Annotated in this window: 14 protein-coding genes and 1 other RNA gene; 10 read left to right on the top strand and 5 right to left on the bottom strand. The window is 56.6% G+C overall.

Going from position 1 to position 18,505, the window contains the following annotated elements:
• Positions 1-104: 104 nt before the first annotated feature.
• Positions 105-746: a DUF1684 domain-containing protein gene (locus ACYVHC_RS11820; RefSeq protein WP_460613914.1), complete on the bottom strand. Its 642-nt coding sequence runs from the start codon at positions 744-746 to the stop codon at positions 105-107.
• A 271-nt stretch (positions 747-1,017) separates the two neighbouring features.
• A complete protein-coding gene (gene radC, locus ACYVHC_RS11815; RefSeq protein WP_460613913.1) occupies positions 1,018-1,794 on the bottom strand; it encodes a JAB domain-containing protein in 777 nt (258 codons plus the stop codon).
• A 113-nt stretch (positions 1,795-1,907) separates the two neighbouring features.
• On the opposite strand from radC, the gene ACYVHC_RS11810 reads away from it, so the two are divergent.
• The 5 genes from ACYVHC_RS11810 to ACYVHC_RS11790 all read left to right on the top strand — a co-directional run bounded on the left by ACYVHC_RS11810 (position 1,908) and on the right by ACYVHC_RS11790 (position 6,240).
• Positions 1,908-3,158, top strand: coding sequence for a metallophosphoesterase (locus ACYVHC_RS11810; protein WP_460613912.1), 1,251 nt, complete (start codon positions 1,908-1,910; stop codon positions 3,156-3,158).
• Between the two features lie 167 nt (positions 3,159-3,325).
• Positions 3,326-4,000, top strand: a complete 675-nt coding sequence (locus ACYVHC_RS11805) for a hypothetical protein (protein ID WP_460613911.1) — start codon at positions 3,326-3,328, stop codon at positions 3,998-4,000.
• A gap of 176 nt (positions 4,001-4,176) precedes the next feature.
• Positions 4,177-4,845 (top strand): carboxypeptidase-like regulatory domain-containing protein, encoded by a 669-nt coding sequence (locus ACYVHC_RS11800; RefSeq protein ID WP_460613910.1) that lies wholly within the window; start codon positions 4,177-4,179, stop codon positions 4,843-4,845.
• Between the two features lie 39 nt (positions 4,846-4,884).
• The gene (gene uvsE, locus ACYVHC_RS11795; protein ID WP_460614315.1) at positions 4,885-5,871 is read left to right on the top strand and encodes a UV DNA damage repair endonuclease UvsE; all 987 of its coding nucleotides are present in this window, start codon (positions 4,885-4,887) and stop codon (positions 5,869-5,871) included.
• 21 nt (positions 5,872-5,892) lie between these two features.
• Positions 5,893-6,240, top strand: coding sequence for a hypothetical protein (locus ACYVHC_RS11790; protein WP_460613909.1), 348 nt, complete (start codon positions 5,893-5,895; stop codon positions 6,238-6,240).
• Between the two features lie 501 nt (positions 6,241-6,741).
• Here ACYVHC_RS11790 and ssrA read toward each other — a convergent pair.
• Positions 6,742-7,111, bottom strand: a transfer-messenger RNA (tmRNA) gene (gene ssrA, locus ACYVHC_RS11785).
• 233 nt (positions 7,112-7,344) lie between these two features.
• Here ssrA and dnaX point away from each other — a divergent pair.
• The 3 genes from dnaX to icd all read left to right on the top strand — a co-directional run bounded on the left by dnaX (position 7,345) and on the right by icd (position 14,332).
• Positions 7,345-9,510: a DNA polymerase III subunit gamma/tau gene (dnaX, locus tag ACYVHC_RS11780; RefSeq protein ID WP_460613908.1), complete on the top strand. Its 2,166-nt coding sequence runs from the start codon at positions 7,345-7,347 to the stop codon at positions 9,508-9,510.
• Between the two features lie 377 nt (positions 9,511-9,887).
• Positions 9,888-12,869, top strand: coding sequence for a M16 family metallopeptidase (locus tag ACYVHC_RS11775; protein ID WP_460613907.1), 2,982 nt, complete (start codon positions 9,888-9,890; stop codon positions 12,867-12,869).
• A 200-nt stretch (positions 12,870-13,069) separates the two neighbouring features.
• A complete protein-coding gene (icd, locus tag ACYVHC_RS11770) occupies positions 13,070-14,332 on the top strand; it encodes an isocitrate/isopropylmalate dehydrogenase family protein (protein WP_460613906.1) in 1,263 nt (420 codons plus the stop codon).
• Between the two features lie 137 nt (positions 14,333-14,469).
• Here icd and ACYVHC_RS11765 read toward each other — a convergent pair whose 3' ends face one another.
• Entirely contained in the window at positions 14,470-15,960 is a 1,491-nt protein-coding gene (locus ACYVHC_RS11765; protein ID WP_460613905.1) for a serine hydrolase, read from the bottom strand.
• A 247-nt stretch (positions 15,961-16,207) separates the two neighbouring features.
• Here ACYVHC_RS11765 and ACYVHC_RS11760 point away from each other — a divergent pair, with 247 nt between their 5' ends.
• A complete protein-coding gene (locus tag ACYVHC_RS11760; protein ID WP_460613904.1) occupies positions 16,208-16,507 on the top strand; it encodes a DUF3817 domain-containing protein in 300 nt (99 codons plus the stop codon).
• A 150-nt stretch (positions 16,508-16,657) separates the two neighbouring features.
• A complete protein-coding gene (locus ACYVHC_RS11755; protein WP_460613903.1) occupies positions 16,658-17,506 on the top strand; it encodes a M12 family metallopeptidase in 849 nt (282 codons plus the stop codon).
• A gap of 81 nt (positions 17,507-17,587) precedes the next feature.
• Here ACYVHC_RS11755 and ACYVHC_RS11750 read toward each other — a convergent pair whose 3' ends face one another.
• Positions 17,588-18,451, bottom strand: coding sequence for a Rossmann-fold NAD(P)-binding domain-containing protein (locus ACYVHC_RS11750; RefSeq protein WP_460613902.1), 864 nt, complete (start codon positions 18,449-18,451; stop codon positions 17,588-17,590).
• Between the last annotated feature and the right edge of the window lie 54 nt (positions 18,452-18,505).

Raw genomic sequence — 18,505 nt, 5'->3', positions numbered from 1 at the left:
TGAGCCCCTAGGAGCCAGAAAGCAGCACAAAGGTACGGATTCGGGCGGGCGCCGAAAATGCCTGCTTCGGGCCCTGAGTCGCCGGGTTGCGGCGTTGCGGAGGCCTAGTGCTTGTGGCCCGTGTGGTCGATTTTGGGAAAAGCCATTTCACCGGCTCTGATTTCTACGGCCAGCCGGTTTTCCGCGGGCGGCACGGGGCAGGCAAAGCCCGCGCCGTACGCGCAGAAGGGGTTATAAGCCTGGTTGAAGTCGAGGGTGAGTTCGTCTTCGCCTTCGGCAGGTACGGCCACATCGAGGTAGCGGCCGCCGCCGTAGGTAGTGAAGCCGTTGGTTTTGTCGGTGAACGGAATGAACAGCTTGCCGTCCTTCTCATCTACTTTCAGCAGCACCACTAGCTGCAGGGGCACATCATTTACCTCAAACGAAGCTTTCCCCCAGCGCAGGTAGGCGTCGGCTTTACCATCGGTGAGCGGAATCCGGATGGTTTCGGGCTTGGCGAAGCGCTCTAGCTTAGCATTTACTAGGTAGTCCTTTTCGGGCACGAAGTAGCGCAGGCTGTCGAACTCCTCACGCTGCTCCGAGGTCAGGGGCGAGTTTTTAGCGCGACGAAACGAGTCGTTTTTTTCCTTGCGGGCTTTGTAAATACCGGCTGCAAACTGATTGCTACCCAGTACAATATCCTGCAAAAAGTAGCCAAACACGAGCAGCAGGCCCAGGGCAATGAAAAGTTTCGGATTGATTCGCATGCGGCAAAGGTACGGCAGCGCCCCGGCTTCGCGCAGGTCATTTACTTACTGGCTAGAGCATAGTTAGTGCTTTTTACTACACTAGAACATCATGCTGAGCTTGCCGAAGCAGCTTGCGTGCTGATGTTGGGCTAGTAAGTTACCCTAGCAAATAAGACCGTCATGCTGAGCTTGTCGAAGCATCTCTACCTCTGGCTAATTAACTGGCCTAGATGAATCGGTAGAGATGCTTCGGCTGCGCTCAGCATGATGTTCACTTTCAAGAAGTGGCTTACAGCATGCCTTCATCGGCGAAGCTGTAGTATCCGGCATCCGTATAAATCAGGTGGTCGAGAATGGGTAAATCCAGAAACTGGCCGGCTTCTTTGAGCTTGCGGGTGAGAGCAATGTCGGCGGCGCTGGGGTTGCGGTTGCCGCTCGGGTGGTTGTGCACCAAAATGACAGATGATGCCAACTGCTCCAAGGCTTCCTTGAAAATCAGCTTCGGGTCGGCAACGGTGCCGGCCACACCGCCACGGCTGATGCTCACGATGCGCATCACCACGTTGGCCCGGTTCAGGAGCACTACCCAAAACTCCTCGTGCGGCAAATCCTGCAAGTGGGGGCGCATGATGCGGTAGATGTCGTGGGAGTTGGTAATGGTCGGGCGGGCCGGCGCATCGGCTTCCTTGCGCCGGCGGCCCAGCTCCAAGGCCGCCACGATGGTAATGGCTTTGGCCTCGCCAATGCCTTTTTGGCGCATCAGCTCCTTCACTGAGAAGCGGGCCAGTACGTTCAGGTCATTGTTGGCGGCATTCAGCACCAGTTTGGCCACGTCTACGGCCGAGAGTTTGGCCGTGCCCGAGCCTAGCAGAATAGCCATCAACTCGGCATCAGACAGGGCCGCGCGGCCTTTCTGCAGCAGTTTTTCCCGCGGCCTGTCTTCCTCGGCCCAGCTTTTTATTCCGAAGGCCGTAGGGGTTTCGTAGCGCAAGGGGCCTAGCGCGGGGGTAGCAGGTTCCGATAGATGTTCTGGTAGATTTTCCGACAGATTGTCAAACTCTTGCATAGGGCACCGTTGTTGTACAGCCCGGAATTTAAAGCAAAAACCGCGCAACGCCGTCTGCTGCAGTAGCACCCGGCCCCGAACTAATCCTTTCTGCGCAGGTTTGCCTTTCACCTATGTCAAGAGCAACTCTTCCGTTTATCTTTTTTGCGCTGGTAATTGCCGGCGAGTGGTATGGTTTCCAAGCGGTGCGCACCATGGTGCAACACGCCTCCCCTGGCTCGCGCCGCCTCACCACGGCACTGTATTGGGTCCTGACGGTTCTGATCTGGGGCCTGGGCATCTGGGCCATGAGCAACCGCCGCGAGCATGCGTCCTTTAAATCGTATCTGGGCGGGGTGCTGCTGGCTATGGTGGCGGCCAAAATTGTGGTGGTTATTCCGCTGCTGCTAGAAGATGTAGTGCGCGTAGGCCGCTGGGCCGTGCAGGCGGTTTCGGGCCCGAAAGGGGCTAGTGCGGGTGGCTCGGCCATTTCCCGCAGCGAGTTTCTGAGCAAACTAGCCCTTGTAGCCGGCGCTATTCCGTTTACGGCCCTGATTTGGGGCATGCTGAAGGGCGGCACCGACTACACCGTGAAGCGCGTAACGCTGCGGTTCCCCAACCTGCCAGCTTCGTTCGATGGCTTTAAGCTGCTCCAGATTTCGGATTTGCACACGGGTTCTTTTCAATCAAAAGAGCCGTTGCAACGAGCCGTTGCCCTAATTAACAAGCAGGAAGCCGACCTCGTGTTCATGACCGGCGACCTAGTGAACAACTTTGCCCACGAGGTAGAGGAGCACATCGATACACTGGCCGGCATCCAGTCCAAGCTGCCTATCTACTCCATTCTTGGCAACCACGATTACTCCGACTACGTGAACTGGGAAGAGCAGGGCGGTGCCCAAGCCAAGGCGGCTAACCTGGCTCGGCTCAAGCAGCACCACGCCAAAATTGGCTGGAACCTGCTCCTGGATGAGGCCCGTACCATTGAGCGCAACGGCGAAAAAATAAGTGTGTTAGGGGTGCAAAACTGGGGAGCCCGCGGCTTTGCGCAGTACGGCAAGCTCGATAAAGCGCACGCCGCCGCCGACCCTAGTGCCTCGTTCAAGATTCTGCTCTCGCATGACCCCTCGCACTGGGATGAGCAGGTGCACCAGTTCGAAGACATTGACTTGACGCTTTCGGGCCACACCCACGGCATGCAGTTTGGCGTGAATTTGCCCTTCCTGAAATGGAGCCCAGTGCAGTATGCCTACAAGCAGTGGGCGGGCCTGTACCAGCGCGGCAAGCAGTACTTGTATGTAAATGCGGGCCTAGGCTTTATCGGGTATCATGGCCGGGTAGGCTTCCTGCCCGAAATCACGGTTTTTGAGCTGCGCCGGGCCTAGTACTCGGCCATTTATAGCTTGCCTGAAGCCGCTACGAGGTATCGTGGCGGCTTTTTGTTTTCACGCTTTTTCAGGCCGAAAACCTCTGCGCAGCCCCACCGTATAGGGGCCATCGGAATTTTCCGACTCTCTTCTCTCTCCCCCTCTCTCTCACGTTTCTCTCCATCATGAAAAAGACCCTGCTTCTTCTCTCCGTAGCCGCTGCCTTTACTATGGCTTCGTGCTCTGAAAATAAAACGGCCGAAACGGACACCGCAACCACCACGGCAGCCGACGGCACCAGCACTACAACTACTACCACCACCACAACTACTTCGTACTCAACGGATGCCATTGAGCGCCGTGCCGACCGCATTGCGGCCGATATGGCCGCAAAAATGAAGTTCGACGAAGCTACCCGCACCAAAGTGCGCACGGTGTATGTAACCCGTGGCCAGCGCCTGGGCGAGCTGCAGGAAAAGTACGCTGCTGATACCACTGGCCGCGCCGCCGCTATGCGCGAGGTGTACAATAACGCCGACCTGGAAATGAAGACCGTGCTGGCCGACCCTACCCAGTACTCAGCGTACGAGTCAAGCCGCGTGGAGTACATGGACGACCGCTACATGGACGATGATACCAACATGGCCACTACCGACATGAGCTCATCGGCCAGCGCTGATGCTTCAGGCAGCGGCATGGGAACCAGCAAAGTGAAGGCCGAAGACGGTAGCAAGCTGAAGGTGAAAGCCGATGGCGACATCAAAATGAAAGACTCGGAAGGCAACAAAGCCAAAGTGGACGCCGACGACGCTACCATGAAAGTGAAGCCCGAAGACGGCGACAAAACCGTTATCAAATAAGCTCCCCCGAATTTCGGGCGCCTTTTTTGCGTTACCAAGAGCCCGCACCTGCAACGGTGCGGGCTCTTTTCGTCTCTCTGCCTTACTGTCCGTCGTTTGTTGGTCGATGAATGGGAGCTTTTAATCGGTTTCCTTTGATTTCCTTTGACCTTCGTGCATTAGTTTGCCTAGTGATAATGCCCTTTCGTTCTAATTTCTTGATGCTGCGTCGCGGGCTTGCCCTTTTACTGCTGTTGCTGCTGGGCACCCTAGGCGCCGCCGCCCAGATACGCGTGACCGGCAGCGTATCGGACGCCAGCACCAAAAAACCCATTCCGGGTGCTTCGGTGGTAGTGCAGCGCACCAAGCTGGGCATCATGGCTGACCAAGAAGGCGAGTTCAGCATTTCAGCAAATAGCACCGACACGCTGCTTTTCCGAGCCGTTGGCTTTAAGGCGGTGCGGTTGCCGCTGGGTGGCTCGGGCTTGTCGCAGCTTATTGTGCACATTAAGCTGCAGCAGGATACGGTGCAGCTCGGCGAAGTGCGCGTAACGGAAGGCCGCCCCGACCGCGCCACCATCAACAGAGCACTTCGCAACATCAAGCGGCCTAGTACCGCGCCCACTAGCGCCGTAAAGCGTCCGCCCGCGCCCAAGCCCATGTTCCCCGTCGATTCGGCCGCGCCCAAAGCGCCCGTTCCCACCCTGGCCAGCCCCGTCAGCCTGATTTACGAGCAGTTCTCGAGGGCCGGCAAAGAGCGCCGCAAAATGGAGGAAATTCAGGCCGAGGAAGCGGCCAAAAAAGCCCAACAGGCCCGGCGCAAGTACAACACCAACTTCAAGGACAATCGCGGCTACGAAGAGTAATAATGTACGCCGTCAGGAAAGATGAAGCGCCAGGTTTAACTGTTTGCAAGGCCTAGGCCTCACCAAACTGCAAACCCGGCGCTTCGCCTTTTCCCGTTTTCTTACGTAAGCCGGAGTATGAGAATAGGCTATCCTTGCGTTAATGAGTCGTTAGACTGCACTTCTACCAGCACCTTTCGGCTGGCTTCGTATTCCGATGAACGGGTTGAGTTGGCCGTAGCTAACAACCTCAGTTGCCTGCAGCGCATTCTGGTGTATAATGTGGCGCAGCACCTGCTGTTTTTCCGCATCGGCTCGGGCATTGTGCCGTTTGGCTCTCATGCTATTAACACCTATCCGTGGCAAACGCGCTTTGCTTCGGAGTTTAAGGCCATCGGCGACTATATCAAGGCCCACAACATGCGGGTATCGTTCCACCCCGATCAGTTTGTGGTGCTGAACTCGCCCGATGCCGGCATTGTGGAGCGCAGCATTCAGGAGCTGGTGTACCAGGGCTCGATGCTGGATTTGATGCAGCTGGATAGCACGCACAAGCTTCAGATTCATGTAGGTGGTTTGTACAACGACCGGGAGCTAGCCATTTCCCGCTTTATTGCCACCTACCATACCTTGCCCGAAGCCGTGAAAGCGCGCTTGGTAATTGAAAACGATGACCGGCTATTTAGCCTGCAAGATTGCCTGCGCGTGCACGCAGCCGTGGGCATCCCGATTCTGTTTGATAATTTCCATCATGAGTGCCTGAACCATGGCGAGCCCATGGCTGAAGCACTGCGCATGGCTGCCGCTACCTGGCACCCCACCCGCGACGGCGTGATGCTGATGGACTACAGCTCGCAGGCACCCGGCGAACGGCGCGGTAAGCACACGGCATCTCTGGAAGAAGATTTGTTCCACAACTTCCTGACGGAGCTAGGCGACCTAGACGTGGACATCATGCTCGAAATCAAAGACAAAGAAGCCAGCGCCGGCCGTGCTTGCGGCATTTTGCGCAACCTAGGCCGTATTGCCACTACCGCCGAGGTATAACTCACTCCTACTTTTCTTCTTATGACTTCATCTGACCTTCTGAACGCCACTACCCAAGCCTTAAGCAACGGCATTACCGGCCTGCCCATCAGCACGGCCATGGATACCACCGAAAACTGGCAACAACAGCTGCTGCAAAGCGGAGAGCCTGGCCTGCAGGACATCGGCCGGGAACTGGGCAATCTGCAGTCGTTGCTGACCGTGGGTTCCGCTGGCTTAGATGGCCAGGCCATTGGTCGCTCCTTGAGCATGTTAGGTGCCCAAACTGCCGAAGCCGCCCGTAACGCCCCCGAAGACGTGCGCGCAGGCCTGCAGACCTTATCAGATACGCTGTTGAAAGCCGGAAGCAAGCTGGAAGCCCAACCGTAAGCGTACGACCTGCCCATCAAGGAAAAAGCCTACCCGCCCAAAGGCTGGTAGGCTTTTCTATGTTCTTTTGCGCCAAGCGTATAGGCTGGCGAAGTATGTGTTAGATAAAGGCGGCGTAAATGAGGGGCAGCAAGGCTAGCACCAGACCGGCAGTTACATACATAGCACCCTTCTCATGAGATGCCAGCGTATTCTGAGTAGAGGTTTTTTCCAAGGTAGACAGTGGTTTGGCAGAACAGATGACCAAACATACACTAGGCCCCGGAAGAATCATAGCACTTATCGACCAATCTTATCATGGAGTCGACAAAAGTATACTAGGTATTAACTATACTTGAAATAATACCAAATACAGCATTCGGTAAAGTGAAAGATTAGAGTATTTCAGAGGCTTTGCGCGCCCAAACACCCTTGTGGCAGTACTAGCTAAGTCCTTCGCTCAAAACGCTATACATGCTGAAAAATAAAAAACCCTGCCCACAGTAAGTGAGCAGGGTTTTAAGGTGGAGCTGCAGGGAGTCGAACCCTGGTCCAGACAAGGAAGGCGTCGAGCTTTCTACGTGTGTATCTATGCTTAAATTTTCGAGACATTCCAGGCGCACATCAGGCCCTTGGTTTGTCCTTATCTGCTTGAGTTTCGCCTTAGAGTCGCAGCGCCCCCAAGACTATCCTAATACTTACGACGCCCCGAACTCACCCGTGAAGAGGAAGACGGATGCGGGACGATGACATTACTTAGTACCTAGACTAAGCAGCCATGGCGTAGCTATACTCGCCGGTTGTTGTTTGGACGACTTTTTAACGGGAGATTCATCCAACTCCCGACACGCTTACTCGCGACATGCACAAGCTGTCAATTCCGGTCAGCCCCAATTTAGAAAGAACGATTTCCGCCACGAATAGCGGGGTGCGAATGTACGCACATCAGGGAGAAAACGTTGCTGGGAGGCAAAATTGTTCCCGTTTTGTGTACTGACCACATAGAATATAACCCATGCCTAGTTCGGCGCTTCGCGTCAGCTAGCAGTTCTTATTTCTCGGTTTTCCTAGGTGCATGTACCCTTCCAAAGCCCAGCTTTTCGGGGTATCTTTGTGGCTAGTCGTATGGAGAATTTCGTTGTTTCAGCCCGCAAGTATCGGCCCGCTACGTTTCGCAGTGTAGTTGGGCAGCAGCACGTTACTACTACGTTGCAGAACGCCATTGTCAGCCAGCACTTGGCCCAGGCGTTTCTGTTCTGCGGTCCGCGCGGGGTGGGCAAAACCACCTGCGCCCGGATTCTGGCCAAAACCATCAACTGCGAGTTTGTAGAAGAGCACGTGCGCAAAGGCCGGCCGGTTTCGGAGCTGCTGAAAACCCAGCCCGACATTGTGCCCGATGCCCTACAGACGGCCTCTGACCCCGACAACACCCCCTTTGAGCTCGAAGCCTGCGGGAAGTGCTCGTCGTGCCGCGCGTTTCAGGAAAACGCCTCGTTTAACGTGCACGAGCTGGATGCGGCCTCTAATAACTCGGTCGAAGACATTCGGAGCCTGGTAGAGCAGGTGCGCTACGCGCCGCAGCAAGGCCGCTTCAAGGTGTACATCATTGATGAGGTGCACATGCTCTCGAATGCGGCCTTCAATGCCTTCCTCAAAACGCTGGAAGAGCCGCCGGGCTACGCCATTTTTATTCTGGCTACCACCGAGCGCCACAAGATCATCCCCACCATTCTCTCGCGCTGTCAGATCTTCGATTTCAACCGGATTCGGGTAGATGACATCCGGGGGCATTTGCGCTACGTAGCCACGCAGGAGCAGATTCAGGCCGAAGACGATGCCCTGCACCTGTTGGCTCAAAAAGCCGATGGCGGCTTGCGCGACGCGCTGAGCATGTTCGACCAGATGGTGACCTTCTCGGGTCATGATCTGCGCTACAAAGACGTAGTGCAGAACCTGCACATTCTGGATTACGAGTACTACTTCCGGCTGGTGGAGGCGCTGCTGACGGAAAACCTGTCGGGCACATTGCTCTTGCTGGAAGAGGTAGTACAGAATGGCTTTGACCTGCACAACTTTGTGGTAGGTGCAGCTGAGCACCTGCGTGGCCTGCTTGTGTGCAAAGACCCCGTGACGGTGCAGCTGCTGGAAGTATCTGAAAACATCCGGAGCCGCTACGTGCAGCAGGCCCAGGCGGCGCCGTTGGCCTTTCTGCTTTCGGCCCTGAACTTAGTAAGCCAGTGCGACCGGGAGTTTAAGCAAGCCAAAAACCAGCGCCTCCATGTGGAGCTGATGCTCATGAAGCTGGCTTACCTCAACGGCGCCGTGCAGTTTGCCCGCGACATGGGAACCGGCCCGGCCGCTACTGCCAGCGCCCCGAAAGCATCGTCAGAAAACGGCGAGGCGAAAAAAAAAAGTAGCGTAACCCCGGCCGCCCGCACTCCGGAGGCGAATCAGCCAGCGGCTAGCGCCCCAACTCAAGCCGCACCAGTTTCAGCTGCCACGAGGGCTAGTGAGCCAGTTGTTGTGCCAGTGGCTACGGCGGCTTCTGCTCCTTTGGCCCATGCCCCCGCCGACCCCGAGCCGATTGTGCCGGTAAACAATGGCGTGGAGGAAATGCACGCTACCCCCAGCATCGAGGACAAAGCCGCTACGGAGGTGCCCACCACCCATAAGCTGCGCGACACCGTGCCGCACGTGGAAATCGGGAAGCCTAGTGTAGCCGGCCACGAGCCCGGCCAGATTCCGGTTACGGCGGCTCCCCTCCCCCCACCTCGCCCCGGAATGCCCAGCGGCAAGCCTATGGGATTGGGCACCAAACTACCCGGACTAGGTAGCCTTAGTGCCATGAAGGCCCAACTGGAGCAGCAGCAGGCAGCCGGTAAAGCTGCCGTTGAAGCCGAGCCGAGTGGCCCCGTGATGGGCTTGCCCACCATCAACGATGAGGTATTGCAGCGGGTGTGGTCGGAGCTGACGGAGGAGCGCAAAGCCATCAGCATGATGCATTATAGCTTGTTGAAGCGGCCCATTCAGGCCAACGAGCAGCACCTGATTATGCTGCGCGTAGATAACCCCGTGCAGGAAGACCAGTTCAATGAGTTCCGGGCTGAGTTTCTGGGCGAATTGCGCCGCCGCACCGGCTACCCCCGCCTGAACGTGCAAGCCGAGGTAGTGGAGCGCGTAGAAACCGGCCGCAAGCTGTACACCTCCAATGACAAGATGGAATACCTGATGGAGAAGTACCCGATGCTCACGGCCATGAAGCAGCGCCTGGGCCTCGACGCCGACTTTTAAACCCACTAGGCCGTTACAGCGCTTACAAGCAGGTTGCGCTGGTTTTCTGGGGTAGTGATTTTTCCTTAACAAGAGGAATCTGGCAGTAGCTCCGGTGAGCTAGCCAGATTCCTCTTTTCTGCTTTTAGCTGATTGCTAGGTCGTCCTGGCAAATGAAGTTCTACCAAGCCCGATGAAACGCTGCAGCCAGCAGGCGATGAAGCTCGTCCTTACCGCTTCAGCCTTGGGACGTTTGCGGGCTGTAAACCGGTGATTCTCATACACAAATTTTCGCACTTCGAAGGCGTGGGGCTTCTATCAGGCTTTTTATTCCCGGAGGGGCCGCCTATCTTTGATTCCTTGTTCCTTCCTGATTCGCTTTCCGCGTCGATTTGCTTGTGAAAAAACCCCTGCTGTTTCTCATTCCGGCGCTGGCTACGCTTGGGCTTACCCAGTGCCAGACAAGCAAGCCGGCCGCTACAACCACCGCTGCCGCTACTCCGGCGGCTACCGCTCCGGCCGCTCAGCAGAAAGAATACAAGTATCAGACGGTGGAAGGCGACCCGCTCAAGGCACGCGTCTACACCCTCGACAACGGCCTGACCGTTTACCTTTCTGACTACGACGACGCCCCCCGCATCCAGACCTACCTGGCCGTGCGCGCCGGCTCCAAAAACGACCCCAGCACCGCCACCGGCCTAGCGCATTACCTCGAGCACATGGTGTTCAAGGGCACTTCGAAGCTAGGCACGCAAAACTGGGCCGCCGAGAAAGTAGAGCTCGATAAGATTGAAGCCCTCTACGAACAGTACCGCAGCCAGCGCAACGACCCCGCCGCCCGCAAGCGCACGTACCACCAGATTGATTCCATCTCGGGGGTAGCGGCCAAGTACGCCGTGGCTAACGAGTACGACAAGGTGATGGGTGCCATTGGGGCGAAGGGCTCCAACGCTTACACCTCCGTCGAGCAGACGGTTTATCAGGAAGACATACCTAGCAACCAGCTCGAAAAGTGGGCCGCCATTCAGGCCGAGCGCATGCAGGAAATGGTGCCGCGCCTGTTCCACACGGAGCTGGAAGCAGTGTACGAAGAGAAAAACCGCGGCCTCGACTCCGATTTTCGTAAGGAGTTTGAAGCCCTGAACGCCAGCCTGTTTCAGAAGCACGAGTACGGCACCCAGACCACCATCGGGACCATCGAGCACCTGCAGAATCCGTCCATCACGGAAATCAAGAAGTATTTCGGGCAGTACTACGTGCCCAACAACGTGGCTCTGTGCCTGAGCGGCGACCTGGACTACGACCAGACCATCCGCATTATTGATCAGTACTTTGGCAAGTTGCAGCGCAAGCCCGTGCCCGGCTTTACGGTAGCCCAGGAAGCGCCCATTACGGCGCCCATTGTAAAGCAAGTGCTGGGCCCCGATGCCGAAAATGTGATGCTGGGCTTCCGCTTCAAAGGCATTACCACCGGTGAGCCAAACACGCTGGTGCTGCGCATGATTGATAAGATCCTGAGCAACGGGCAGGCTGGCCTCATCGACCTGGACCTGAACCAGAAGCAGACCGTACTGAGCGCCGCCTCATTCACGGACATCAACAACGACTACTCTACGCACGTGCTCTACGCTACCCCTCGCCAGGGCCAGAAGCTGGAGCAAGTACGCGACTTGTTGCTGGCCGAGCTGGACAAGGTAAAGAAGGGCGACTTCCCTGATTGGCTGATTCCGGCCATCATCAACAATGAGCAGCTGCAGCGCACCAAAAGCTACGAGAGCAATGAGGCCCGCGCCGGCGCTTTCGTGGCGGCTTTTGTAGCTCGCCAAGACTGGAAAGACTACCTCCGCCAGTTCGACACCTTCGCGGCCATCACTAAGCAGGACGTAATGCGCGTGGCCAACGAGTACTACGGCAACAACTACGCCCTGGTGTACAAGCGTACCGGCAAAGACCCCAACACGGTGAAAGTGGTGAAACCCGCCATTACGCCCGTGCCGGTGAACCGTGAGGTGGCCTCCGACTTCTACAAGCAGGTAACGGCCATGACCTCGCCGGACCTGCAGCCCGTGTTCCTCGACTACAAGAAGGACATTCAGGAGACGAAGCTGGCCTCTGGCCTGCCGGTGTTTTACACCCACAACTCCGAGAACAACCTCTTCAACCTGTACTACGTGCTCGATTTGGGCACCAACAACGACCCCAAGCTGGGCCTAGCCACTGACTACCTACAGTACCTGGGCACTGGCAAATACAACGCCGCGCAGCTGCAGCAGGAGTTCTACAAACTCGGCTGCTCCTTCTCGGTGCAGAGTGGCCAGGACCGCACCTTTGTGAGCCTATCGGGCCTCGACAGCAACTTTGAGCCCGCCCTTGCTCTGTTTGAAAGCCTGCTGAAAGCTCCGAAGCCCGACGCAGCTGCTCTTAAGAACATGGTTGCGGGTGTGCTGAAAGCGCGCCAGGATGCCAAACTCAATAAGGGGGTTATCCTGAATCAGGCCCTATTAAACTACGCCAAGTACGGCCAGAAAAACCCGTTCACCAGCCAGCTCAGCGAGAAAGAACTGAAGGCCCTGAAGCCCGAGCAGCTCACGGCTCTCATCCAAAAGCTTCCGACCTACGAGCACCGCGTGCTGTATTATGGGCCGCGAGCAACGGACGCTCTGGCTTCTACCTTAAATACGCTGCACCAAGTTCCCGCCAAGCTCACGCCCGTACCGGCCAACAAAGACTTTGCCGAGCAGCCCCTTACGGACCGCAAGGTGTACTGGGTGGACTACAACATGGTGCAGGCCGAAATCCTGTTCCTGAGCAAAGGACCCGTGTTCGACAAAGGCTTGCTGCCGACCACCAGCCTCTACAACGAGTACTTCGGGGGTAGCATGGGTAGCATTGTGTTTCAGGAGTTGCGCGAGTCGAAGGCCCTAGCGTACTCGGCTTCGTCGCGGTTTGCCAGTGCAGATAAGGTAGGGCGCAGCTCCTACAACCTCAGCTACATTGGCACCCAGAGCGACAAGCTGCCCGAGGCCATGGCCGGCATGAATGCCTTGCTCAACGACATGCCCGCCGCCGAAGCCAACCTGCAGATTGCCAAAGACGCCATCCGCAACAGCATTGCCACGGAGCGCATCACCAAGTCCGATATCCTGTTCAGCTACGAGCGCGCCAAGCGCCTCGGCCTCGACTACGATGTACGCCGCGACGTGTACGAGCAGACGCCCAACATGAGTTTCCAGGATTTGCAGAAGTTTCAGCAGGCCCGCGTGAAAGGCCAGCCCCAGACCATTCTGGTTATCGGCTCCAAAGACCGCCTCAATTTCAAGGAACTAGCCAAGTACGGCCAGGTCCAGCAACTTACGCTGAAAGAAATTTTCGGCTATTAACGCCCCGGCCCCTAGCCCTGCTTCTTTGGATACAGGGTTCTGGCGTTTCGTTTTACTAGCCCAAGCAGAGCCGCAAACCGGCCACAGCACGGCCACTACTGCGAAAAGTCAGCCTCCAGCCCTCCTGCTTCACTAGGCAGGAGACTAGAACAAGGCCACCACTACCAAAAACCCTACAGTACCTAAGTACCTTTTCAAAAATGGCAGAGAAAATCACCATCAAGAACGGCAAGCTGAATGTGCCCGATCAACCCATCATCCCTTTCATTGAAGGCGACGGCACGGGTCCGGATATTTGGGCGGCTTCCGTCCGCGTGTTCGACGCGGCAGTAGAGAAAGCCTACGGCGGCTCGCGCAAGCTGGTGTGGAAAGAAGTGTTGGCTGGTGAGAAATCCTTCAAGCAAACCAATAACTGGCTGCCAAACGAAACCCTGGATGCCTTCCGCGATTATCTCGTGGGCATCAAAGGCCCTCTGACTACGCCCGTGGGCGGTGGTATCCGTTCTCTGAACGTGGCCCTGCGCCAGGAGCTCGACCTCTACGCTTGTGTACGCCCTGTGCGGTGGTTTGAGGGAGTGCCTTCTCCGGTTAAGCACCCCGAACTGACCGACATGGTGATCTTCCGCGAAAATACGGAGGATATCTACGCTGGCATTGAGTACATGAACGGCACGCCGCAGGCCCAGAAAATGCTGGAATTCCTGCAGGACGAGATGGGCGTGAAGAAAATCCGCTTCCCTGAGACCTCTTCGTTCGGCATTAAGCCTGTATCGAAAGAGGGCACGGAGCGCTTGGTACGCGCGGCCATTGAGTACGCTATTTCGCACAACAAGCCTTCCGTGACCATCGTGCACAAAGGCAACATCATGAAGTTCACGGAGGGTGCCTTCAAAACCTGGGGCTACGAGTTGGCGGAGCGCGAGTTCGGCGACAAAGTGTACACCTGGGCCCAGTACGACAAGGTGCTGGCCAAGCAGGGCCAAGAAGTAGCCGACGCTCAGCAGAAAGCAGCGCTGGATGGTGGCAAAATCCTGATTAAAGACAGCATTGCTGATGCCTTCCTGCAGCAGATTCTGCTCCGCCCCGCCGACTACTCGGTGGTAGCTACCCTGAACCTGAACGGCGACTATATCTCCGATGCGTTGGCTGCTATTGTGGGTGGTATCGGTATTGCTCCCGGCGCCAACATCAACTACGTAACTGGCCACGCCATCTTCGAAGCTACCCACGGCACCGCACCTAAATACGCTGGCCTCGATAAGGTGAACCCCGGTTCAGTAATCCTGTCGGGTGCCCTGATGCTGGAACACCTCGGCTGGCAGGAAGCCGCCGACCTGATCTACAAAGGCCTGGAAGCCGCCATTGCCTCGAAGCGCGTTACCTACGACTTCGAGCGCCTGATGGAAGGTGCTACTCTGCTGAAATGCAGCGAATTCGGCAGCGAGATTATCGAGCGGATGTAGTAGCTTGGCACTAGCCTATTAATCACAAAAAACCCCGCGTTAGCTGTAAAGCTGGCGCGGGGTTTTCCTTTCTATCCATTCAAGCGACTTATTTCACTTATATGCATCGTCCAGTTGCTTACATCTAATTTAGATGCCTACTGCTGCACTTTCAGATACTCAGCGGCGGCGGTATTTTTGGGGTTTAGGGCAAGGGAGCGTTTGTAGTGTTTGGTGGCTTGTTCTTTGTTGCCCAGCTCAGCGTAGGTTTCTGCGAGGCTGTCGTAGGTGTTGGCGCTTTCGGGGTACAGGCTAACGTTCAGCTTGAACACTTCCAGGGCGTCCTGGGGTTTGGCTTGCTTGAGGAGGTAGTAGCCCCAGGCGTTTACCTCCTGTTCGGGAAGCTGGTACTGGGGGTTCTTTTTCTTTTGCTGTTTTACTAGGGCACTGGCCTGCGCAAAGCCGCGCTTACGCAGCTCGTTGTGCAGCGTCCGGATGGTGGGTGGCAGGCCAAACCCCGTAATGGCGCGCATGTCGGGCAGGTAGTGGCTTGCTATTTCGTCCACGAAGTTATCGGGGTTGGCGCCTTGCAAATTGGTCAGCACCACGATGGCCAGCTCGTCCTGAGGGTACACGAACAAGGCATTGCGCCCCCCTCCTACCGGCGCTACGGCTGGGTGCTCGGCCCTAGAAATGGTAGGCCAGCCCAGCGCGTAGCCGTTCAGAAAGCCGCTAAAGCCGCGCTGCGTGCCGTTATTGAGGTTGCCAGGCGTCCAGAGGGTAGCGAGACTGGTGGTTTTCAGCAGTTGCCCTTGCTGCAGGGCTAGTACCCAACGGGCTAGCTCCTCGGCGGTAGAGTTGAGGCCGGCTGCCGTGCGCAGAAACGGCGGAAACATCTCAAACACATTCCGGAGCTGCTTGGAGCGGCCCATCTGCCCATCTACCATGTGATAAAAGGTGTAGCCCCGCGCGGCGTGTGGTATTACATCGTGCGCATCGCCAAACACAGTACGTGGCATCCCGACCACGTTGAGCTGCCGCTCCTGCATAAACTGCGCGAAGGGCTGTCCGCTGAGCTTGTCGATGATTTGGCCTAGCAGCACATAATTGGTTTGGTTGTAGGCGAACTTCTCACCAGGCTGGAAGCTCATGGGCTTGGTTTGCACCTGAGCCCAGGCCGCGCTGGCATTGGCCTCCGTCACCATGTCGTCATCGTTCATGACCTCAGGCAGGCCCGACGTGTGCGTGAGCAGTTGCCGTACGGTTACTGGTTGCCAGGCAGCAGGAAGCGCCGGCAGATAACGCGACACGGGTGCGGTCAGGTCGAGCTTACCTTCCTCCACCAGCTGCATCACGGCCACTCCTACAAAGGCTTTCGTGATGGAGTTGATGGTAAACCGCGTCTGAGCCGTTACCGGAATCGAGTCTTGCAGGTTAGCTAGGCCGTAGTGCTCCAGCTTCACAATTTTTCCCTGCCGGATTACGGCCAGCTGCAGCCCCGGAATCCGGAGTTGCTTCATTTTGGCTTGCACGAACCGGTCGAGGCTGTCGGGAGGGGTAGTGGCCTGGGCCACCGAAAAACTGCTCAGGAGCAGCAAGAGCAGTAGCCAGAAAGTACTCCCTCTTGTGATGGTGCGTTGCGCTTTCATACGTAAGATATCCTAGTACATCTAGTCTTTGTCTGGCACCTGCGTGGCGGCCTTGTGAGGAGAGAGATGTACAGAGCGTATATACAGTTGCCCGCATATTTAAATATACTTTCGCTTGGGCTACACCTCCAGTTTACTAGGGAGCTACAACCAGCAAACCGCCGGTAGTAAGGCGTTGGGGTTGCCCTCCTTAGTAGGGCTAGGAAAAGATGCTGGCGTATCTTGCAGCTTCATCTGGTACTGCTATATGCTTTCTTCTTTGCTGCGAACGTCATTAGGCCGCTTGCGGGCGGTGGGTTTTTTGGAGGGTATTTCCTTTCTGGTGCTGTTGGGCATTGCCATGCCATTGAAATACCTGGCGGGCCAGCCTGAGGCGGTACGCATAGTAGGCATGGCGCACGGCGTGCTGTTTGTACTCTATGTGCTGCTGGTACTTCAGGTAGCCATTGAGCACAGCTGGTCGTGGCGGAAGGCGCTGCTGGCGCTGGTGGTGTCGGTGGTGCCGTTCGGGACTTTCTGGGCCGACAAGCGGCTGTTTCGCGAATAAGGGTACGTAGGGCGGTTTGAAGCGGAAGGGGAGCTAGGGCTTTTACAGAGGATGTGGTGGTAGTGAGGCCAAAAGTTTGTTACTTAAGGCAGAGAATATTTCTTTTCTCAGCACGTTCCTCATCCTACCACAACCAAAACCCTCTTACGCATGCACAAACCCCAATTATCCCGTCTTGCCTTGCTGGCAGCAATTGGCACTTTTTCCATGTTCAGCTGCAGCAAAGAGCAAGAGTCGGCGCCTAGCCAGTCGATTTCAGCTACCAAGCAAGCCCAGGTAGAAGAAGCTTACCCCGGCCAAACCGGTGAGAGCCGCGCCGGCTTCCTCGGTGGCCAATCGGTGGAGTATCGCGCCATCAACGGCGAAAACATTTATGAAGGCGACATTATCCTGACGGCCGAGCAGGTGAAGCTGGCGCAGGAAGCCCGCCCCGAAAGCGCCGGCCGCAACACGGGACGCTGGCCTTCGGCCGTGGTGTACTATACCATTGATGCCGCGCTACCTAGCCAAACCCGCGTAACCGATGCCATTGCCCACTGGCAGACTAACACGGCCATTCGCTTCGTAAAGCGCACTACCCAGTCGAACTACGTGACATTCCGGGTAGGCTCAGGCTGCTCCTCTAACATTGGTATGATTGGCGGCCGCCAGTACATCAACCTGGCGTCGGGCTGCTCTACGGGCAATACCATTCACGAAATTGGGCACGCCCTAGGTCTGTTTCATGAGCAAACCCGCAATGACCGCGACAACTACGTGACCATTCTGACCCAGAACATCCAGGCGGGTTACGAGAACAACTTCGCCAAGTACTCTACCTCGGGCTACAGCGGCACTGATTACGGTGTCCTTGATTTCGGCTCTATCATGATGTACGGCTCGTTCTCGTTCTCCTCGAATGGCCAGCCAACCATCGTGAAAAAGGACGGCTCTACCTTCAACATCCAGCGCACAGCCCTTTCCAGCGGCGACAAAGTAGGCATCGACGCGATGTACTAGGTCGCTTCATGGCGCAAGCCTGGCAATAAAAAGGGGCACCCAATATTGGGTGCCCCTTTTATTTTTTCGGGTAGTTAATAATCAGGTATTCAGGATTTCGCCGCCATTGGGGTGCAAGGCTTGGCCCGTGATGTACGAGGCATCGTCGGAAGCCAGAAACACGTAGCACGGACCAACTTCGGAGGGCTGGCCGGGGCGCTTCATGGTCGTGTCTTTACCGAAGGAGGCTACTTTATCGGGTGGGAAGGAGGCCGGGATGAGCGGCGTCCAGATGGGGCCGGGCGCCACGGAGTTCACCCTGATTTTCTTTCCGGCCAGTTGCTGGGCTATCGAGCGGGTGTAGGCCGTAATGGCGCCTTTTGTGGAGGTGTAGTCTACTAGCTGTTGATTGCCGCGGTACGCATTGATGGACGAGGTATTGATGATGGAGTCGCCTTCCTTTAGGTGCTCCAGCGCCGCGCGCGTCACGCGTACAAACGAGAAGAAGTTTACCTGAAACGTGTCTTCCCACTGCTGGTCGTCTACTTCCGTAATGTCTTTACTTACGAACTGCTGTGCCGCATTATTTACTAGGATGTTCAGGCCGCCCAACTCCTGCACCGTCTGCTCTACAATGGACTGGCAGAAGTCTCGGTCGCGCAAATCGCCAGACAGGGTCAGGCAGCGGCGACCTTCAGCTTCTACCAGCTGGCGGGTTTTGTAGGCGTCTTCTTCTTCCTCGGGCAGATAGGTGAAGGCAACATCGGCACCTTCGCGGGCAAAGTGCACCGCCACCGAGCGGCCAATGCCGGAGTCGCCGCCCGTAATGAGGGCCACTTTGCCTTGCAGCTTGTCGCTGCCCTTGTAGCCAGGCCGGATGTACTCCGGTTGTGGGGTCATTTCCTGTTCAATGCCCGGCTGTTGGTCTTGCTCTTGCGGGGGCAGGGTAGTTGGCTTGTTTTCCATAGGTAGTAAGTATAGTCGGAGCGTATAGCAACGAACGTACTACCCTAGGGTTAT

This window comes from Hymenobacter seoulensis (assembly GCF_054780535.1).
The sequence above is the reverse complement of the archived record's forward strand: the minus strand, read 5'-3'. Positions and strand labels throughout refer to the sequence as shown.